The sequence below is a fragment of the Streptomyces sp. BHT-5-2 genome, assembly GCF_019774615.1.
Taxonomy (GTDB): Bacteria; Actinomycetota; Actinomycetes; order Streptomycetales; family Streptomycetaceae; genus Streptomyces.
In genome coordinates this window covers 1,553,605-1,571,985 of sequence record NZ_CP081497.1, presented here as the reverse complement: position 1 = coordinate 1,571,985, position 18,381 = coordinate 1,553,605, and the positions used below count along the sequence as shown (strand labels likewise).

The window sequence follows — 18,381 nt, the reverse complement described above, 5'->3', positions numbered from 1 at the left end:
CTCCTGTGGGGCTGGGGGACGACAGGGTCTAGAGCGCGAGCGGGTTGGACAGGGTGACGTAGACGGACTGGGTGTCGACGGGGCCGACGAGCTCGTCCAGGCCGTGCAGCCGGGTGGCGAGGTTGGCCTTGCAGCGCAGGGTTCGGGCGGAGAGCAGCTGCTCCGGCAGGGTGGAGCGGTGGGCCAGGGGGGCCGTGGCGGCGTCGGCGAGGAAGCGGCGGAAGGCCGCGAGCAGCACCTCCTCGCGGATCAGGCGGGCCGCGCCGAACGCCCCGATGAGGCCGAGGACGTTGTTGATGCCGAGGTAGTAGGCGAACCGCTCGTCGGTGACGTCGTCGGCGACGAAGGTGTCGCTGGCGGTGCCGATGCCGGGCAACCGGCGCTCCAGTTCGGCGCGGCGGGAGGCTCGGAAGTAGTAGCCCTGGTTGTCGCGGTAGCGTCCGCCGGCCGGCCAGCCGTCGGTGTCCAGCAGGACGAGGGTGTTCTGCTGGTGGGCCTCCAGGGCGACGCCGGCCGTCCCGTCGAGCCAGAGGACGGGCCGGACGACCGCTTCGAGGTAGCGCAGGAACCACTCCGTGGCCACCGCGCCGGCCGGCCGCCCGGTGCGGGCGCTGAGGGCGCCGACCACGCTCTCCAGGCGGGAGCGCATCACGCCGTGGTCGGGCCACGGGCGTGGTGCGGTGAGCCCGGCGATGCAGACGGCGTCGTCGTCGGGGCCGAAGGGCTGGTGGCGGATGACGACGTCGAAGCCCTGGACGGGGGTGCCGTCCGGTCCGTCGACGGCGAGGTAGGCGGGGTCGCGGACGATGTCGAAGCCGGGGGCGGCGGGGAAGGCCGCCTGCCACTGCGCGGCCAGGCCGGTGCGCAGCAGCCGGTGGACCTCGACGCCGCGCAGCAGCTCCTTGCGGAGGTTCTCCCGGCGGGAGTTGGTGATGCGGACGCCCAGCGAGAGCTTGAGCATCGCGGGTGCGCCGGGGCGGCAGACGGTGCGGACGGAGGAGGTGGGGTACCAGCGGGGGCCGTGCGGGCCGAGGTCGTGCAGCAGTCCGGCGTCGCGCAGCGCGGCGGTCTCCGGGCGGGTGGCGAGGTCCCGGGCCTGCCAGGGGTGGAGCGGCAGCGGCACGGTGCCGTCGGGGAGCGGCAGCCCGTCGCCGGCCAGTTCGGCGGCGAGTTGGGCGGCCGGTACGGTGCGGCCGCGCTCGGTCCAGGCGGAGTCGGTGGCGACCGCGGAGGGGTCGACGGCGACCCAGTGGAGCGGGAAGGAGCCGCGGAGTTCGGGCGAGTAGGCGCCGAGCTCGGCGTCGGTGAGGCCCTCGCGGCTCTTGGGCGTGGGGTGCAGGGGGTGGCCCAGGAGGAGGGACTGCTCGGCGTCGAGGAAACGGGAGCCCGGCTCCTCGGCGGGGCGGGCGCGCCGGTCGGCGATGAACAGGGCGGTGTTGCGTACGGAGTTGGCGACCCGGCCGACGAGCTCGGCGCCGTCGCCGTCCGGGGCCTGCGGGGCGTCGTCCGCGACGGGCGGCTCGTCGCCGTCGGCGACCCGGTGTTCGCCGCCGTCCGAGGCGCGCCGGTCGCCGCCGTGCGCGGCCTCGCGGCGCAGCAGGGCGGCCAGGGTGACGGCGTCCAGCGGGGCGGAGCCGGGCGGGGTGCCTTCGAGGGCGGGGGCGCCCAGGCGGTGCCAGCCGGTGGCGGACCAGTAGCGGACGGGGATGTGCAGGGCGGTGGCGCTGGCCTGCAGCGGGAGGCGCAGCCGGCCGGCGGCGGGACGGGAGGTGCCGTGTTCGCGGAGCCAGCAGCGCAGGAGGTTCTCGATGCCGGCGGCGTCGGCGGCGACGGCCGGGTCCGGGTGGTCGAGGGGGTCGGCGTCGGGGTGGCGCACGGGGTCGGGCCGGCCCGGGGCGCGGTGGCCGGCGGCCGGGGTCTGCTGGTGGCAGGTGTCGTCGCCGGGGCGGCGCTGCTGGCGGGGGACGGTCGGCTCGATGAGGCCGGCGCCCGGATGGGGGGCGGGGAGCCGTTCGGCGGCGTGGGTGCCGTCGGGGCCGGGACGTTCGTTCATGCGGGGGTGCCTCGCAGGGTGGTGGGGGACGAGCCGAGGGGCCCGGGGGTGGCGCGGACGGCCGCCGCGACGGCGTCGGCGAGGCGGTCCAGGACCGCGTCCGCCTGTTCGTCGGTGAGGGTCAGGGGCGGCAGCAGCCGGACGACGGCGGAGTGCCGGCCGCCGAGTTCGACGATCAGTCCGCGGTCGAGGCAGGCCCGTTGGACGGCGGCGGCCAGTACGGGGGCGGCGGGGCGGGCGCCCAGCGCGTCGGCGGCGGCGTCGCGGTCGACGAGCTCCAGGCCGAGCATCAGGCCGCGGCCGCGGACGTCGCCGATGCAGTCGTGCGCGGCGGCCAGTCCGCGGAGCCGGGCGAGCATGGTGGCGCCGAGCTCGGCGGCGCGGGCGGCGAGGCCGTTGCGGCGGACGTAGGCGAGGGTGGCGGTGCCGGCCGCCATGGCGAGTTGGTTGCCGCGGAAGGTGCCGGCGTGGGCGCCGGGGCGCCAGGCGTCCAGTTCCTCGCGGTAGACGATGACGGCGAGCGGGAGGCTGCCGCCGATGGCCTTGGACAGGACCAGGACGTCGGGCACGATGCCGCTCTGCTCGACGGCCCAGAAGGTGCCGGTGCGGCCGACGCCGGTCTGCACCTCGTCGACGATGAGCGGGACGGAGCGGGCGGCGGTGATCTCGCGCATCCGGCGCAGCCAGCCGTCCGGGGCGGGGATCACGCCGCCCTCGCCCTGGACCGTTTCGAGGATCATCCCGGCGGGGCGGGGCACGCCGCCCTTGGGGTCGTCGAGGACGTTCTCGGTCCAGCGCGCGGAGAGTTCGGCGCCGTGCTCGCCGCCGACGCCGAAGGGGCAGCGGTAGGCGTACGGGTAGGGCAACCGGGTCGCGCCGGGGTGGCGGGCGCCGCCGGAGGCGGTCAGGGCGTCCGCGGTCATGCCGTGGTAGGCGCCGGAGAAGGCCGCCAGGCCCTCCCGCCCGGTGGCGGTGCGGACGAGGGTGAAGGCGGCCTCGACGGCGTCGGTGCCGGCCGGGCCGCAGAACTGGATCCGTCCCCTTTCGGCCAACTCTCCGGGCAGGGTGGCGAACAGCTCGGTGGTGAAGGCGTCCTTGACCGGCGTGGCCAGGTCGAGGATGTGCAGCGGCGCTCCGGAGTCGAGGACGGTGCGGATGGCTTCCAGGACCACGGGGTGGTTGTGGCCCAGCGCCAGGGTGCCGGCACCGGAGAGGCAGTCGAGGTAACGCCGGCCGTCGGCGCCCTCGATGGTCAGCCCGCGGGCGCGCACCGGGACGATCGGCAGCGAGCGCGCGTACGTGCGGGCGGCGGACTCACGCAGGGCCTGACGGCGCAGGATCCCCTCGTGGGCCGGCGGTGCGGCCGCCGGCACGGTTTCGGTCAACGCCACGGGAGTTGTGTCCTCCTGCTGGTGAACTGTCGGATACCGCGCGGGCCCGGCGGGCAGCGGCCGTCCCCCGTACGTACCAACGACGGCACCCGCGCGGGAACACGGCCGACGGCAAGATCCTTGACGTCGGGAACCGGGGCCCCGAGTACCGCCGTCCCTCCGAACACCGGCATAGTGGGGGGCTGCACCCGGATCTTGCGGTTCATGACAAGAGCCGGACGGGGGCACCACTCATGAGCCGCACCGGCTCAGCCCGTTTGACACAGGGGGAGAACCACCCATGCGACCGATACGCCCGCCCGCCGCCCACCACCGCCCCGAGAGGAGAGCGCTGCGCGCTCGCAGGTCCCCCGCCCTGGCGGCCGCCGCCCTCACCGCCGTCGTGGCGCTGACCGCGACCGGCTGCGGGCCGTCCGGCGACAACGCGGACGCCAAGCCCTCCGAGTCGGCCCAGGACACCTCGGGCGGGGGTGCGATCAAGATCCCCAAGGACCTCCAGGACAAGCTCAAGGAGCACGGCGTCGACCTGGACAAGTGGAAGAACGGGGAGTGGAAGAACTGGGACAAGGACAAGTGGCTCCGCGAGGCCGGGGAGTTCATCAACCCGGTCATCAAGAACTTCTGGGACCCGGACAAGATCGGTAAGGCCAAGCCTCCGCAGGAGCCGAGCAAGCCCTCGGACATCCCCCAGGACCAGGGCAAGACCGACCCGGAGCCGGCCGCGGTCGCCGCGCAGCCCGTGAAGACGCCCTACACCTCCACCGCTCCGGGCGTCGGCGTGCTGGCGTTCAGCACACCCGAGGGCCAGGCGCGCTGCTCCGCCACCGTCGTCAAGGACCCGGCGCACCCGGGCAAGTCCAACCTCGTGTGGACCGCGGCGCACTGCGTGCACGCCGGCAAGAACGGCGGCTGGTACCGGAACATGATGTTCGTCCCGAGCTTCAACCGGACCGGCGTGCCCGAGACCCAGATGAAGAACACGCCGTTCCAGGACCGGGTTCCGGAAGGCAAGTGGTGGGCGGACGACGTGTCGACGTCCCAGGAGTGGATCAAGGGCGGCGGCGACGTGCCGGGGGTCCCGATGGCTCCGTACGACTTCGCGCTGATCCACGTGAAGCCGGAGGAGAACACCGGCGGCAAGTCGCTGGAGGAGGTGGCCGGCGCCGCCTACGAGGTCGATTTCAACGCCCCGGCGATGTCGAAGATGCCGAGCCTGACGGCGCAGGGCTACCCGGCCGAGGCGCCGTTCGACGGCGCGCTGCAGGAGTCCTGCACCGACAAGCCGACCCGGCTGACGACGGACGCCAAGAAGCCGACCATGTACCGGATCGGCTGCACCATGACCGGTGGTTCGTCCGGTGGCCCCTGGTTCGTCAAGGGCGCGGACGGCAAGCCGACGCTGGTCTCCAACACGTCGATGGGTCCGCGTCCGGCCAAGTGGCTGGCCGGCCCGCACCTGGGCGCCGAGGCCAAGTCGATCTTCGACGCGATGAGCAAGAAGTGGGCAAAGCAGCAGTGAGGACGTGAGCGGGCGGCTCCGGAGTCGGGGCCGCCCGCCCGTACACCGCCCACGGCGCTACGGCGAAGGCCCGCCTCCGGGGAATCCGGGGGCGGGCCTTCGCCACATGTGCGCGGGGCGCGGGCCGGGCCGTCAGGCGGCCGGGACGAACGGCCGGAACTCGGCGGCGAGTTCCTCATGGACGCGGGCCTTGAGGACCGTGCCCTCGGCGGTGTGCTCCTCGGAGAGCACCTCGCCCTCGGCGTGCGCCCGGGAGACCAGCGCGCCCTGGGTGTAGGGCACCAGCACCTCGATCTCGACCTGCGGACGCGGGAGTTCCGCATCGAGCAGGGACCGCAGCTCCGCGATGCCCTCGCCCGTGCGGGCGGAGACCACCAGGGCGCGCTTCTCCTGGCGGAGCAGCCGCTGGAGCGTCAGCGGGTCGGCCGCGTCGGCCTTGTTGACGACCACGATCTCGGGCACCTGGGTGGCACCGACGTCGCGGATCACCTCGCGGACCGCGGCCAGCTGCTCCTCCGGCACCGGGTGCGAGCCGTCGACCACGTGCAGGATCAGGTCGGCGTCGGCGACCTCCTCCATCGTGGAGCGGAACGCCTCGACGAGGTGGTGCGGCAGGTGGCGGACGAAGCCGACGGTGTCGGCGAGGGTGTACAGCCGCCCGCTGGGGGTCTCGGCCCGCCGGACGGTCGGGTCCAGGGTGGCGAACAGGGCGTTCTCCACCAGGACGCCGGCCCCGGTGAGGCGGTTGAGCAGCGACGACTTGCCGGCGTTGGTGTAGCCCGCGATGGCGACCGAGGGGATCTTGTTGCGCCGGCGCTCCTGGCGCTTGACGTCCCGGCCGGTCTTCATCTCCGCGATCTCCCGGCGCATCTTCGCCATCTTCTCGCGGATCCGCCGCCGGTCCGTCTCGATCTTGGTCTCACCGGGACCACGGGTGGCCATGCCGCCGCCCGCCGAACCGGAGCCACCGCCACCCATCTGCCGGGACAGCGACTGACCCCAGCCGCGGAGCCTGGGCAGCATGTACTGCATCTGTGCCAGCGAGACCTGCGCCTTGCCCTCCCGGGACTTGGCGTGCTGGGCGAAGATGTCCAGGATCAGGGCGGTCCGGTCGACCACCTTGACCTTGACGACGTCCTCCAGGTGGATCAGCTGGCCCGGGGAGAGCTCACCGTCGCAGACGACGGTGTCGGCCCCGGACTCGAGCACGATGTCCCGCAGCTCCAGGGCCTTGCCGGAGCCGATGTAGGTGGCCGGGTCGGGCTTGTCGCGGCGCTGGACGACGCCGTCCAGCACCTGGGCTCCGGCGGTCTCGGCCAGCGCCGCCAGCTCGGCGAGGGAGTTCTCCGCGTCCTGCACCGTGCCGGACGTCCAGACGCCGACGAGCACCACGCGCTCCAGGCGCAGCTGTCGGTACTCGACCTCGGTGACGTCCTCGAGCTCGGTGGAGAGCCCGGCGACGCGGCGCAGTGCCGCACGTTCGGAGCGGTCGTACTGGTCGCCGTCGCGCTCCCCGTCGATCTCGTGGCTCCAGGCGACGTCCTCTTCCATCAGGGCGTCGGCCCGAAGGCTCTCGGGGAGGCGCTGCCGGTCCTGCGGAAGGGAAGAAGAGGAGGTCATTTGATCCTTTGCGTCGTAGGGAGCCCCCGGGGACCGGTGGGCCCCGTCGGGACTGGATGGCTGTGCCGTTCGGTCTGCTCAACGTCCGGGCCGGCCGGGAGATTCCCGGGGCCGGCCCGCGGTGTCGGCCCGTTGATGGTCGCACGGCCGGGAGACGGGCGTCACGCGGGTTTTCCCGTGCCGCCCGTCCCCGGCTTCGGTCACCGCTTGTGGAGCTGCGGGGCACCCTGCGTGGGCGCCGCGCGCCGCGCCGTCGACTGCGGTGCGGCGCCCTTGGCCTTGGTCTTGCTCTGCTCGGCCGCCTGCGCCTTCCACTCGGGGTGGCCGGGCATCGCCGGGGTCTTGGTGCCGTAGAGCCACTCCCACAAGAAGCCGGAGAGGTTGTGGCCGTAGATCTCGGAGGCGAGTTCGATGAAGTCGGCGGTGCCGGCCACACCGTCGTGGTGCCTGCCGACCCACTCCCGCTCCAGGCGCTCGAAGCCGGCCTGGCCCATCTTCTGCCGCAGCGCGTACAGGACCAGGGCACTGCCGTCGTAGATCACCGGCCGGAAGATGCTGATCTTGCGGCCCTGCTCGGGGATCTTGGGCAGGGCCGGCGGGCCGCCGTCCGCGCGCCAGCCGTCGGACATCTCGTACGCCTTCTTCATCCGCGCCTCCATGGAGACGCGCTGGCCGCCCTTCTCCTGGGCGTAGAGGGCCTCGTACCAGGTGGCGTGGGCCTCGTTGAGCCAGACGTCGGACCACCGGCGGGGGCTGACGCTGTCGCCGAACCACTGGTGGGACAGCTCGTGCACCATCACCGACTCGACGTACCAGTCGGGCAGCTGGGCGGTGGTGAACAGGCGCTTCTCGAAGAGCGAGAGGGTCTGGGTCTCCAGCTCGAAGCCGGTGCTGGCGTCGGCGACCAGCACCCCGTACGCCTCGAAGGGGAACCGTCCGACCTTCTTCTCCATCCAGGCCACCTGCTCCGGTGTCTTGGCGAGCCAGCGGGAGAGCGCGGGCTTGGCCGACGCCGGGACGACGTCGCGGAGCGGCAGACCGTGCGGGCCGCGCTGCGAGATCACGCTGGAGTGCCCGATGGAGATCTGGGCCAGCTCGGTGGCCATGGGGTGGGCCGTGCGGTACGTCCAGGTACGGCGCGCGGCGCGGCCGCCGGCGTCGACGGGCAGTCCGTTGGCGACGGCCACCAGCCCCTCGGGCACGGTGATGTGGAAGGTGAACTGGGCCTTGTCGGAGGGGTGGTCGTTGCACGGGAAGACGCGGTGTGCGGCGTCGGCCTGATTGGCCATCGCCAGGCCGTCGTTGGTGCGGATCCAGCCGCCGTTGCCGTGGCCGCGCGGGTCGCTGGTGTGGTGCACGACGATCCGCAGGTCCTGACCGGGCGAGATGTGCGCGTCGGGGGTGAGCACCAGGTCCTCGCCGGCCTGCTGGTGCCGGGCGGGCTTTCCGTCGACCGTGACGGAGCGCACGGTGCCGTCGGCGAAGTCGAGGTTGAGCCGGTCGAGGTTGGCGGTGGCCCGGGCCTTGATCACGGTGACCATGTCCAGCGGACGGTCGTTGTGGCCCGCGTAGTCCAGGGAGATGTCGTACGAGGTGACGTGGTAGCCGGGGTTGCCGAGCGACGGGAAGAGGCGGTCGCCGATGCCGAGCGGCTCGGGGGGCTGCGGCGCGGCCGCGGCGATCGTGGCGGCGACCGCGATCGCAAGGGCGGTGGCCCGGCGGGGGATCCGGCCGCGGCGGGCCCGGGGGTGGTCCCGGTCGGGGGCGGCGGAGCGGTCGGCGGCGGCGGTGCGGTCGGCGGCGGGCCCCTGGGGCTCGCAGGACGAACGGCGCAAGGGAAGGGACATGCGCTACCGCTATCAGCGCGGCCCGCCCGCCCGTGGACGGCACGGCACGACGGCACCCGAACGGGCGGCACCTCGACCGTCCCGCTTGCGCCCGCATGCCCGATCTGCCTCCACCGACCGGATCGTGCGAGCGCGGGCGGGCCGGGTGAGGCACCGCGACGCCGCGGAGATCCGTCAGAAGCGCCCTAGCCGTTCCCGGAGCGCATTGCCGTGGCGGCGCGGACCACGTCGAAGACGCCGGGGACCTGGCGCATCGCGCGCATCAGGGAGGGCAGTGCGGCGGCGTCGGGCAGGTGGAGGGTGTAGGTGTGCCGGACCAGTTGCTCGTGCGGGGGCTCGACGGCGGCGGAGACCACGGCAGCGCCCTGGGCGGCGATCGCCTCGGTGAGGTCGGGCAGCAGGTGCGGGCGGCTGAACGCCTCGGCCAGCAGCGTCACCCGGCAGCCCTGGCCGCCGTTGGCCGCGCCCCGCCAGCGCACCCCGACCGGCTGCCGGCCGGTCGCCGCCATCCGGGCCACCGCCGGGCACAGCGCGCGGTGCACGGTGACCGTGCCGCCGCGGACCGCGAAGCCGGTGACGGTGTCCGGCGGCACCGGGGTGCAGCAGCCGGCCAGCCGGACGGTGGCACCGGGCAGGTCGGCCGCCACCAGGACGGAGGCGGCGGCCGGGCGGTCGGGGCCGATGGGACGGTGGGACGGTGCCCGGCGGCGCTCGCTGCGGCGGCCGGCGGGCGCGGCGGGCGGTTCGCCGGGGCCCTGGGGCCGGGCCAGCCAGCGGGAGATGGCGAGCCGGGCGGCCGGGGTGCGGGCGTGGTCGAGCCACTCCGGCGAGGGGCCGGCGGACTCCTGGGCCATCAGCAGGTGGAGGCTGTCGCCGTCGTGCAGGACGGTGCCGAGGGTGGCGAGGCGGCCGTTGACGCGGGCGCCGATACAGCCGTGCGCGACCTCGCCGTGCCGGGCGTACGCGGCGTCCACGCAGCTGGCCCCGGCGGGCAGGCCGATGGTGCCGCCGGGGCCGTCCGGGGCGGCGTCGGCGCAGAAGACGGTGATCTCCCGGTCCTGGGCGAGGTCGTCGCGGAGCGAGGTCCAGAAGGTGTCGGGGTCGGGGGTGGTGCGCTGCCACTCCAGGAGCCGGTCGAGCCAGCCGGGGCGGGTCGGGTCGGCGCGTTCGCCCTCGGGTGCGTCGGCGCCGTCGGTGGGGGTGTGGGGGTTGCCCAGGGCGATCACCCCGGCCTCGGCGACCCGGTGCATCCGGTGGGTGCGGATCAGGGTCTCGGCGATCTCGCCGTGCTCGCCGGTGACGGCGGTGTGCAGCGACTGGTAGAGGTTGAACTTGGGCGCGGCGATGAAGTCCTTGAACTCCGAGACCACCGGGGTGAAGCAGGTGTGCAGCTCCCCCAGGACGGCATAGCAGTCGGCGTCCTCGGTCACCAGGACCAGCAGCCGTCCCAGGTCCGCGCCGGTGATCCGGCCGCGCGCCAGCAGGACCCGATGCACGGAGACGAAGTGCCGTGGGCGGACGAGGACTTGGGCGTCGATGCCGGCCTCGGCGAGGAGCGTCCGGGCCCGGGCGGCGATCGCGGTGAGCGGGTCGGGGCGGCCGGCGTAGCGCTCCACGAGACGGCGGGTCTCGGCGTACTCCTCGGGGTGCAGGATCGCGAAGACCAGGTCCTCCAGCTCGGTCTTGAGCGCCTGGACGCCGAGGCGCTCGGCGAGCGGGATCAGCACGTCGCGGGTGACGCCGGCGATCCGGGCCTGCTTCTCGGGGCGCATCACGCCGAGGGTGCGCATGTTGTGCAGCCGGTCGGCGAGCTTGATGGACATCACCCGGACGTCGTTGCCGGTGGCGACCAGCATCTTGCGGAAGGTCTCCGGCTCGGCCGCCGTGCCGTAGTCGACCTTCTCCAGCTTGGTGACGCCGTCGACGAGGTAGCAGACCTCGGCGCCGAACTCCGCCCGGACCTGATCGAGCGTCACTTCCGTGTCCTCGACGGTGTCGTGGAGCAGCGAGGCGGTCAACGTCGTCGTCTCGGCGCCGAGTTCGGCGAGGATCAGGGTGACCGCGAGCGGGTGGGTGATGTACGGCTCGCCGCTCTTGCGCAACTGGCCGCGGTGCGAGGACTCGGCGCGGTGGTACGCCTTGCTGAGGATGTCGAGGTCGGCGTCGGGGTGGTGGTGGCGGTGCACCTTGGCGACGTGTTCCAGGGCGTCCGGGAGGCCGTCGCGGGGGGCGGGGCCGAGGAGCGCGGCGCGGCCGATGCGGCGGAGTCCCCGGAGCGCCGGCCGGGGGCGGCCGCGCCGGCGGCCTGCTTCGGGGTTACCAGGGTTCGTGGCCTCTGCGCTCATGGGCACCTCCGGCGGCGTCGACCGGCGGTGGGACGCCGTCAGTTCGGTCGCCCGGGCCGGTGCTTGATGCTACCGAGCCCATCACGCAGCGCTGCCCGCCTCTCGCTCAGCGTGAAACGGATCACCCATTCGAGGGAACTTTCTGGCCGGAACCATCGCTGCCCGCCGAAACCGTTTCCCCTGGGCGGCGGGCGTGCCCCGGCGCCCCGTCAGCCGGCGAGTGCGCCGGCCAGCCACTCCGGCTCGAAGCTGCCCTCGGCGACGATCTCGGCCGGGCCGGTCATCTCGACCGTGCCGTCCGGCAGCTCGGTGATGGCCAGGCTGCCGCCCAGCACCTCGACGGTGTACGTCACCGGGGAGCCGGTCGCGGTCGGGTCCAGGCCGTCCCGGCGGGCGGCGGCGACGGCCACCGCGCAGGCGCCGGTGCCGCAGGAGCGGGTCTCGCCGGCGCCCCGCTCGTGCACCCGCATCGCCACATGGCGCGGGCCGCGGTCCACGACGAACTCGATGTTGACGCCGTCCGGATACACCTCGGCCGGGCCGAACCGCGGCTGTTCGTGCAGCTCACCGGCGTGCGCCAGGTCCTCGACGAAGGCGACGGCGTGCGGGTTGCCCATGTTGACGTTGCGGGCCGGCCAGCTGCGCCCACCGACCTCGACCACCACGCCGTCCTCGGGGAGCGCGGCGCGCCCCATGGCGACGGTGACGTCGCCGGACTTGGCGAGGTGCACCCGGAGCACCCCGGCGCGGGTGGCGACGGCCAGGTCGCCGGCCTCGACGAGCCCGGCGTGCAGGAGGTAACGGGCGAAGACCCGCAGGCCGTTGCCGCACATCTCGGCGATCGAGCCGTCGCCGTTGCGGTAGTCCATGAACCACTCGGCCTCATCGGCCATCGTCCGCGCCTCCGGGTGCGCGGCGGACCGGACGACGTGCAGCAGCCCGTCGCCGCCCACTCCGGCGCGCCGGTCGCAGATCCGGGCGACGGCGGTCGCGGGCAGATCGAGCCGGCCGTCCGGATCCGGGACGATCACGAAGTCGTTCTCGGTGCCGTGGCCCTTGAGGAAGGCGATGCGCTGCGTGGTCACCCTTGAATCCTACGGGGGAAGCGGGGTGTCGGCCCGGCCGGGGCCGTGCCGGGCGCCGGTCGGCCGCGGGGCGGGGCGAGGGCCTCAGCGGAGGCGGGCCACCCGCCAGATGGCGAGCGCGGCGGGGACGGCGACCACGGCGGCGTACAGGAGCACCACCCGCCAGTTGGGGCGGCGCCCGGAGCCGCGGGCCGGGAGGCCGGGCCAGGTGTGGCCGACCCGGCGGGCCGCCATCATGCCGGTGCCGGCCGCGCAGCAGCACAGCAGCAGACCGAGCATGGCGATCACCGCGCCGCCGTCGGCGCCGAACTCGAAGGCCAGCGGGAAGGCGAACATCAGCGAGCCGAGGGCGGCCAGCGCCACGATCGGGGCGAGCTGCCACAGCCGCAGCCGCCTGGGCGGGCGCAGGTCGCGGAAGGACTCGCCGCCCTCGGGGGCCGGGTCCGACTCGGCGTCGGGGCCGTCCGAGGCGTCGAGGGTGGCGGGGTGGCCGTCGGGGGCGCCGTCGCCGGACGCGTGCCCGCGGTCGTGCGGTTCGTCGTGGGTGCCGTCGACGGTCGGGCCGTCCGTGGCCGGTGCCGCCGCGGCGCCGTCCGCGTCCGGTTCCTGGGCTCGGTTGCGAGGGCCGGCCTCCATTGCCACGCGCCCTCCCCACTGCCAGATTGCACGCCTCGATCGAAGGTCGATGATGACATGCCCTCAGCGGCCCGGATGACGGCCGGAGCGTCCCGATGCCATGACGTGATCAGGCTGTGACCGGTCGTTCGAGCAACGCCAGTGCCAGCGCCGGGAGATCGGCCCGGCGGTCGACGGCACCGCTGAGCCAGTGGACCCGCGGGTCCCGGCGGAACCACGAGTCCTGACGGCGCGCGAAGCGCTTGGTGGCGCGCACCGTCTCGTCGCGCGCCGCCTGCTCGGTGCACTCCCCCGCCAGGTGCGCCAGCACCTGCTGGTAGCCGAGCGCCCGGGAGGCGGTGCGGCCCTCGCGCAACCCCTCGGCCTCCAGCCGGCGCACCTCGTCGACCAGGCCGGCCTCCCACATCCGGTCGACCCGTACGGCGATCCGCTCGTCGAGTTCGGGGCGCTCGACGTCCACGCCGATCTGGAGGGTGTCGTAGACCGATTCGTGGCCGGGGAGGTTGGCGGTGAACGGGCGGCCGGTGAGCTCGATGACCTCCAGGGCGCGCACGATCCGGCGGCCGTTGCCGGCCAGGATGGCGCGGGCGGCGGCCGGGTCGGCGGCGGCGAGCCGGGCGTGCAGCGCACCGCTGCCCAGCTCGGCGAGTTCCGCCTCCAGGCGGGCGCGGACGGCGGGGTCGGTGCCGGGGAACTCCAGGACGTCGAGGGCGCCGCGGACGTAGAGGCCGGAGCCGCCGACCAGGATCGGGGTGCGGCCCTCGGCGAGCAGCCGGTCGATCTCGGCGCGGGCGAGCCGCTGGTACTCGGCGACGTTGGCCGCGCGGGTGACGTCCCAGATGTCGAGGAGGTGGTGCGGGACGCCCTGCCGCTCCTCGGGGGTGAGTTTGGCGGTGCCGATGTCCATGCCGCGGTAGAGCTGCATGGAGTCGGCGTTGATCACCTCGCCGTCCAGGTGCCGGGCGAGCGCGACGCCCAGATCGGACTTTCCGGCCGCGGTGGGGCCGACTACGGCGATGACCCGCGGTGCGGGGGCGACGGTGTTCACCCCGTCAGTCTCGCAAACCTCACGGTGCCATCTCGAACGAGCGACGTGACGGGGCACCGATGACCTCGTTGCCTGTTGCGAGATCCCGAACGCCGGTGCGCTGCCGGGGCCCGTCGGGCGGCGCAAGCGGACGCTCCGGGCGACGAGGGATTTCGCCCACAAGAGGAGTGTAGGAGCAGTTATGGGCGTGTTTTCGCGGTTCCGTCGGCGCAAGTCCGACGTGGCGGAGGAGAGTGCCGCCGCGGCGGTGGCGGAGCCTGCGGCGGAGGAGGTGCCGGAGACGGGCGAGGAGGCCGCCCCGGAGGCGTCGGAGGCGGCGTCGCGGGCGACGGAGTCCGACGCGGGGTCCACGGCGGCGGAAGAGGCGACGGAAGAGGAGAAGGCGCCGGTGGACGGGGCTGCGGCCACGACCGAGGAAGCGGCGGTGGAGGGCGCGACGGCGAGCGCCGGGGAGGCCGCCGAAGGGGCGGAGCCGGGCCCCGCGCAGCCGGACGACGCGACGGCGGAGGCGGCCGCGGGCGACGACCCGGGGCCGGAGCCCGCCGCGGCACCGGCCGCGGACGCCGCCGCCGGCATCCCGCGGCAGCAGGGCGCGGAGCGGGCGGTGGACAGCGACGCCGGGGACGGCGCACGGAAGTAACCGGCCCACCGGCGGCGGCGCGGCGGACGCGGGGTGCCACGGCTTCCCGGGCCCGCCGCGCCGCGGCATGTCCGGCGGTACGCGGCGCCCGGTGGCGCGGGGCCGCGTCCTGAGGCGGGACTACGTCCAGGCCGCCACGGCGTAGCCGACGCCGTACGGGGCCTCCTCGCGCAGCAGTTGGCCGCGCAGCCCGGCGCCCTCGGCGGCGCCCGCCAGGGTCTGCCAGCAGGCCCGGCCGGACACCAGCAGATCGGCGGCGAGCCGCTCGTCCAGGGCGGCCAGGGCGGCGGTGTCGGCGGCCCCCAGGGCGCGGGCCGCGGCGGCGTCGAACGGCTCGGCCCGCTCGTCGAAGTATCCGGGCGCCTTGACCGAGCGGCGGGCGCTGCCGTCGCCGAGCACCAGCAGCGCCACCCGGGGCGCGGATCCGGCCAGTTCGCGGCCGTGTGCCCGGCAGCGGTCGCCGGGCAGCCGCTCGTCCACCGCCAGCCCTTCCACGGGCGCGTCGGCCCAGGCCGTACGGGACAGCAGCCAGGCGCCGACGGCCAGCGACGGCGGCAGCTGCGGCCCGGCCGCGGACTCCGACGGCTCCGGTCCCGCGACGCCCAGCGTCACGTCGAGGTCCACCCCGAAGCCGCGGAACGAGCCGCGGGCGCCCTGCGGATACCGTCCCTCGCCGGACCCGTCGGCCGGGCCGAGGACGAGCAGCCGGTCGGGGCGGGCCGCGGCGAGCACCCCGATCGCGTCCAGGCAGGCGGCGCGCACCGGGTCCAGCTCCGGTGCGGCGCCCGCGGCGACCTCGGGGACCAGCAGCGGCGGACAGGGGCAGATGGCGGCGGCAACGAGCATGCACGCAGCGTAACCCCAGGTCCGCGGCGCGGGTCCGCGGGCCGGAGGGGGCCGCCGGTCAGTCGCAGCCGCAGCCGGGCGCGGCGGCGGCCGGCAGCGGCTCGGGGACGCCGATCTTCGGCAGGCCCAGCATGACGCCGGCCGGCTTGGCGGCCTCGGCGGCGGTGCGCTTCTCCCAGGCGTCGCCGGCACGGGTGCGGCGCACGCCGAGCACGGGGCCCTCGGCGAGGAGGTGGTGCGGGGCGGCGTAGGTGACCTCGACGGAGACCACGTCGCCGGGGCGCACCGGCTCGTCCGGCTTGGTGAAGTGGACCAGGCGGTTGTCGGCGGCGCGGCCGGAGAGCCGGTGGGTGGCGTCGTCCTTGCGGCCCTCGCCCTCGGCGACCATCAGCTCCAGGGTGCGGCCGACCTGCTTCTTGTTCTCCGCCCAGGAGATCTCCTCCTGGAGGGCGACCAGGCGCTCGTAGCGGGCCTGCACGACCTCCTTGGGGATCTGCCCGTCCATCTCCGCGGCCGGGGTGCCGGGCCGCTTGGAGTACTGGAAGGTGAACGCCTGGGCGAACCGGGACTCGCGGACGACGTGCAGGGTCTGCTCGAAGTCCTCCTCGGTCTCGCCGGGGAAGCCGACGATGATGTCGGTGGTGATCGCCGCGTGCGGGATGGCGGCGCGGACCTTCTCGATGATGCCGAGGTAGCGCTCCTGGCGGTAGGAGCGGCGCATCGCCTTCAGGACGGGGTCGGAGCCGGACTGCAGCGGCATGTGGAGCTGCGGCATCACGTTGGGCGTCTCGGCCATCGCCGCGATCACGTCGTCGGTGAAGTCGCGCGGGTGCGGGGAGGTGAAGCGGACCCGCTCCAGTCCCTCGATCTTCCCGCAGGCGCGCAGCAGCTTGCTGAACGCCTCGCGGTCGCCGATGTCGGAGCCGTAGGCGTTGACGTTCTGGCCGAGCAGGGTGATTTCGGAGACGCCCTCGGCGACCAGGGCCTCGACCTCGGCGAGGATGTCGCCGGGCCGGCGGTCCTTCTCCTTGCCGCGCAGCGCCGGGACGATGCAGAAGGTGCAGGTGTTGTTGCAGCCGACGGAGATGGAGACCCAGGCCGCGTAGGCGCTCTCGCGGCGGGTCGGCAGCGTCGAGGGGAACGCCTCCAGCGACTCGGCGATCTCGACCTGCGCCTCCTCCTGGACGCGGGCGCGCTCCAGGAGGACCGGCAGCTTGCCGATGTTGTGCGTGCCGAAGACGACGTCCACCCAGGGCGCCTTCTTGACGATGGTGTCGCGGTCCTTCTGGGCCAGGCAGCCGCCGACCGCGATCTGCATGCCGGGGCGCCGGGCCTTGACCGGCGCGAGCCGGCCGAGGTTGCCGTACAGCCGGTTGTCGGCGTTCTCGCGCACCGCGCAGGTGTTGAAGACGACGACGTCGGCCTCGCCCTCGCCGGTGCCCTCCGGGGCCCGTACGTAGCCCGCGTCCTCCAAGAGGCCCGAGAGCCGCTCGGAGTCATGGACGTTCATCTGGCACCCGTAGGTGCGCACCTCGTACGTTTTCACTTCGGCCCCTGCTCCCCCGGCCACGTCGTTACCGCTCACCCGTCCAGGGTACGGGCTCCGGCGGGGGGCTCCGGCGGCCGTCCTCGTGGGCGGCGACACGGCGGCGGGCGCGGGCTCAGGCCGCGGCGAAGCGGGCCCGCGGCTCGCCGTGCAGCCGGCCCGGCGGGAGCTTCCGGCCGAAGGCGACCAGGAGGAGATCCTGGGCGGTGCCGCGCAGCGGGGCGCCGGTGCCGAAGGACCAGTCGAGGTCGTCGGCGTGCAGGGCGACCCCGTCTAGGGCCGCCCCGAAGAACCTGGCGCTCCGGGTGGTGATGCCGGCGAGCAGGATCCGCAGCCGGTCCTCGGGGACGCGGCGGTCCAGGCCGAGCGGTACGGCGATGTCGAGGCCGTGCACGACGTCGTGGCCCAGGGCCGACGCCGGGCCGCCGACCGGCGGGGTCCAGGGGTGGTGGGCGTTGTCCCGCAGGGCCGCGGCGAGGGCGGCGGGCGGGAGGGCGGCGGCGTCCCTGCGGGCGCACCGGTCGGTCATCCGGTGCAGGCTGCCGCGGGCCCTGACCAGCTCGGCGGCGACCTTGGGCAGGGAGTACCGGAAGCCCAGCGACATGTGGGCCGCCACCTCGCGGACCCGCCAGCCGGCGCACAGCGAGGGCGCGTCCCACTGTTCGGGCGTCAGGGCGTCCAACATGTCGGCCAGCTCGCGGCGTTCGACGGCGATGGCGGCGCGGATGTCCATGGTTGCTCCCCGTGTCCGGCCCGTCCCGATGGACGGTCCGGTTCCAGGATCTTGACGGCGCGGCCATAAGTCCAAGACTTTGTAGTGCTGGTACCTAGAATTGTTCGTTATGGAACTTCGGCAGCTCCAGTACTTCGTCGCGGTGGCCGAGGAGGCCAGCTTCACCCGGGCCGCGGCGCGTCTCCATCTGGCCCAGCCGGGTATCAGCGCGCAGGTGAGGCAGCTCGAACGGGAGCTGGGGCAACCGCTGCTGGACCGCTCCGGCCGGTCGGTGACGCCGACGGAGGTGGGGGCGGCCGTGCTGCCGTACGCGCGGGCGGCGCTGGCGGCCGTCGAGGGCGTGCGGGAGACCGTGGCGGAGTTCACCGGGCTGCTGCGCGGCCAGGTCACCCTCGGGCTGGTGTCGGGCGCCGACCCGGTGCGGGAGGAGGAGGCGGTGTCGCTGCTGGCGGACTTCCACGACGCCCACCCGCAGGTGGACATCGCGCTCACCGAGGACAGCTCGGAGCGGATGCTGGCCGCGTTGCAGTGCGGCGAGCTGGACGTGGCGCTGCTCGGGACCGCCGAGGAGGAGCCGCCGGCGGGGCTGTCGTTCCAGATCGTGGTGGACGAACCGCTGGTCGCGGCGGTCGCGCCGGGCAGTCCGCTGCTGGCCGCCGCGGCCGGCGGGCAGGTCCCGTTGACGGCGCTGCGCGACCTGCCGCTGATCAGCCTGCCGCGCGGGACCGGGATCCGCGCGGTGCTGGAACGGGTCTGCGCCGACGCCGGCTTCCGCCCGCGGATCGCCTTCGAGGCGGCCGCGCCGAAACTGCTGGCCGGGCTGGCGGCCCGCGGGCTGGGTGTGGCGGTGGTCCCGGCGGCCGCCGCGGCGACGACCGGCGGGCTGCGGACGCTGGAGTTCCGCGGGGCGCGGCCGCGTGGCCGGATCGCGCTGGCCTGGCGGGCGGACGGACCGGCCGGCCCGGCGGCCCGGGCGCTGCTGGGGCGCCTGCGCAGGGCCCTGGGAACAGCGGGCAGGGACGGTGTCCGGACGGCTGCCGAGACGTGACCTTCCGGCCCCTCCCGCGGGCCC

The 18,381-nt window shown here is 74.7% G+C and carries 14 protein-coding genes; 3 read left to right on the top strand and 11 right to left on the bottom strand.

The features are described from left to right. Positions 1–28: 28 nt before the first annotated feature. Together K2224_RS34835 and K2224_RS34830 are read right to left on the bottom strand one after the other, a co-directional pair. Positions 29–2,053 (bottom strand): IucA/IucC family siderophore biosynthesis protein, encoded by a 2,025-nt coding sequence (locus tag K2224_RS34835; protein ID WP_221911120.1) that lies wholly within the window; start codon positions 2,051–2,053, stop codon positions 29–31. Beyond that, positions 2,050–3,444 (bottom strand): diaminobutyrate--2-oxoglutarate transaminase family protein, encoded by a 1,395-nt coding sequence (locus tag K2224_RS34830; protein WP_221911119.1) that lies wholly within the window; start codon positions 3,442–3,444, stop codon positions 2,050–2,052. The genes K2224_RS34835 and K2224_RS34830 overlap by 4 nt, the downstream gene beginning before the upstream one ends. A gap of 280 nt (positions 3,445–3,724) precedes the next feature. On the opposite strand from K2224_RS34830, the gene K2224_RS34825 reads away from it, so the two are divergent. Next, a complete protein-coding gene (locus tag K2224_RS34825) occupies positions 3,725–4,963 on the top strand; it encodes a serine protease (RefSeq protein WP_260693658.1) in 1,239 nt (412 codons plus the stop codon). A gap of 132 nt (positions 4,964–5,095) precedes the next feature. On the opposite strand, the gene hflX is transcribed toward K2224_RS34825, so the two are convergent. The 6 genes from hflX to miaA all read right to left on the bottom strand — a co-directional run bounded on the left by hflX (position 5,096) and on the right by miaA (position 13,544). Next, positions 5,096–6,583: a GTPase HflX gene (hflX, locus tag K2224_RS34820; RefSeq protein ID WP_221911118.1), complete on the bottom strand. Its 1,488-nt coding sequence runs from the start codon at positions 6,581–6,583 to the stop codon at positions 5,096–5,098. 200 nt (positions 6,584–6,783) lie between these two features. Continuing rightward, the gene (locus K2224_RS34815; RefSeq protein WP_221911117.1) at positions 6,784–8,430 is read right to left on the bottom strand and encodes a M1 family metallopeptidase; all 1,647 of its coding nucleotides are present in this window, start codon (positions 8,428–8,430) and stop codon (positions 6,784–6,786) included. 185 nt (positions 8,431–8,615) lie between these two features. Beyond that, positions 8,616–10,775 carry a bifunctional (p)ppGpp synthetase/guanosine-3',5'-bis(diphosphate) 3'-pyrophosphohydrolase gene (locus K2224_RS34810; protein ID WP_221911116.1) on the bottom strand — a complete coding sequence of 720 codons (2,160 nt, stop codon included), beginning with the start codon at positions 10,773–10,775 and terminating at the stop codon, positions 8,616–8,618. A 209-nt stretch (positions 10,776–10,984) separates the two neighbouring features. Next, positions 10,985–11,860, bottom strand: coding sequence for a diaminopimelate epimerase (dapF, locus tag K2224_RS34805; RefSeq protein WP_221911115.1), 876 nt, complete (start codon positions 11,858–11,860; stop codon positions 10,985–10,987). 84 nt (positions 11,861–11,944) lie between these two features. Next, complete coding sequence (locus tag K2224_RS34800; protein ID WP_221912138.1) at positions 11,945–12,496, bottom strand: hypothetical protein; 552 nt, start codon at positions 12,494–12,496, stop codon at positions 11,945–11,947. A gap of 109 nt (positions 12,497–12,605) precedes the next feature. After that, the gene (gene miaA, locus K2224_RS34795; RefSeq protein WP_221911114.1) at positions 12,606–13,544 is read right to left on the bottom strand and encodes a tRNA (adenosine(37)-N6)-dimethylallyltransferase MiaA; all 939 of its coding nucleotides are present in this window, start codon (positions 13,542–13,544) and stop codon (positions 12,606–12,608) included. Positions 13,545–13,725: 181 nt separating this feature from the next. Between miaA and K2224_RS41105 the strand changes: the two genes are divergently transcribed. Next, entirely contained in the window at positions 13,726–14,184 is a 459-nt protein-coding gene (locus tag K2224_RS41105; RefSeq protein ID WP_260693657.1) for a hypothetical protein, read from the top strand. Positions 14,185–14,304: 120 nt separating this feature from the next. On the opposite strand, the gene K2224_RS34785 is transcribed toward K2224_RS41105, so the two are convergent. From K2224_RS34785 to K2224_RS34775, 3 genes are all read right to left on the bottom strand, one after another. Next, entirely contained in the window at positions 14,305–15,030 is a 726-nt protein-coding gene (locus K2224_RS34785; protein ID WP_221911113.1) for a class III extradiol dioxygenase subunit B-like domain-containing protein, read from the bottom strand. 58 nt (positions 15,031–15,088) lie between these two features. Next, positions 15,089–16,615: a tRNA (N6-isopentenyl adenosine(37)-C2)-methylthiotransferase MiaB gene (gene miaB, locus K2224_RS34780; protein ID WP_260693656.1), complete on the bottom strand. Its 1,527-nt coding sequence runs from the start codon at positions 16,613–16,615 to the stop codon at positions 15,089–15,091. A 76-nt stretch (positions 16,616–16,691) separates the two neighbouring features. Then, complete coding sequence (locus tag K2224_RS34775) at positions 16,692–17,309, bottom strand: maleylpyruvate isomerase family mycothiol-dependent enzyme (RefSeq protein WP_221911112.1); 618 nt, start codon at positions 17,307–17,309, stop codon at positions 16,692–16,694. A 109-nt stretch (positions 17,310–17,418) separates the two neighbouring features. Here K2224_RS34775 and K2224_RS34770 point away from each other — a divergent pair, with 109 nt between their 5' ends. After that, positions 17,419–18,357 carry a LysR family transcriptional regulator gene (locus K2224_RS34770; RefSeq protein WP_221911111.1) on the top strand — a complete coding sequence of 313 codons (939 nt, stop codon included), beginning with the start codon at positions 17,419–17,421 and terminating at the stop codon, positions 18,355–18,357. Positions 18,358–18,381: the final 24 nt, after the last annotated feature.

Coding starts and splice junctions, on each gene's coding strand:
- K2224_RS34770 (WP_221911111.1), top strand. CDS start 17,419: ATGGAACTTCGGCAGCTCCAGTACTTCGTCGCGGTGGCCGAGGAGGCC.
- K2224_RS34800 (WP_221912138.1), bottom strand. CDS start 12,496: ATGGAGGCCGGCCCTCGCAACCGAGCCCAGGAACCGGACGCGGACGGC.
- K2224_RS41105 (WP_260693657.1), top strand. CDS start 13,726: ATGGGCGTGTTTTCGCGGTTCCGTCGGCGCAAGTCCGACGTGGCGGAG.
- K2224_RS34785 (WP_221911113.1), bottom strand. CDS start 15,030: ATGCTCGTTGCCGCCGCCATCTGCCCCTGTCCGCCGCTGCTGGTCCCC.
- hflX (WP_221911118.1), bottom strand. CDS start 6,583: ATGACCTCCTCTTCTTCCCTTCCGCAGGACCGGCAGCGCCTCCCCGAG.
- K2224_RS34835 (WP_221911120.1), bottom strand. CDS start 2,053: ATGAACGAACGTCCCGGCCCCGACGGCACCCACGCCGCCGAACGGCTC.
- K2224_RS34810 (WP_221911116.1), bottom strand. CDS start 10,775: ATGAGCGCAGAGGCCACGAACCCTGGTAACCCCGAAGCAGGCCGCCGG.
- K2224_RS34815 (WP_221911117.1), bottom strand. CDS start 8,430: ATGTCCCTTCCCTTGCGCCGTTCGTCCTGCGAGCCCCAGGGGCCCGCC.
- K2224_RS34775 (WP_221911112.1), bottom strand. CDS start 17,309: ATGGACATCCGCGCCGCCATCGCCGTCGAACGCCGCGAGCTGGCCGAC.
- K2224_RS34825 (WP_260693658.1), top strand. CDS start 3,725: ATGCGACCGATACGCCCGCCCGCCGCCCACCACCGCCCCGAGAGGAGA.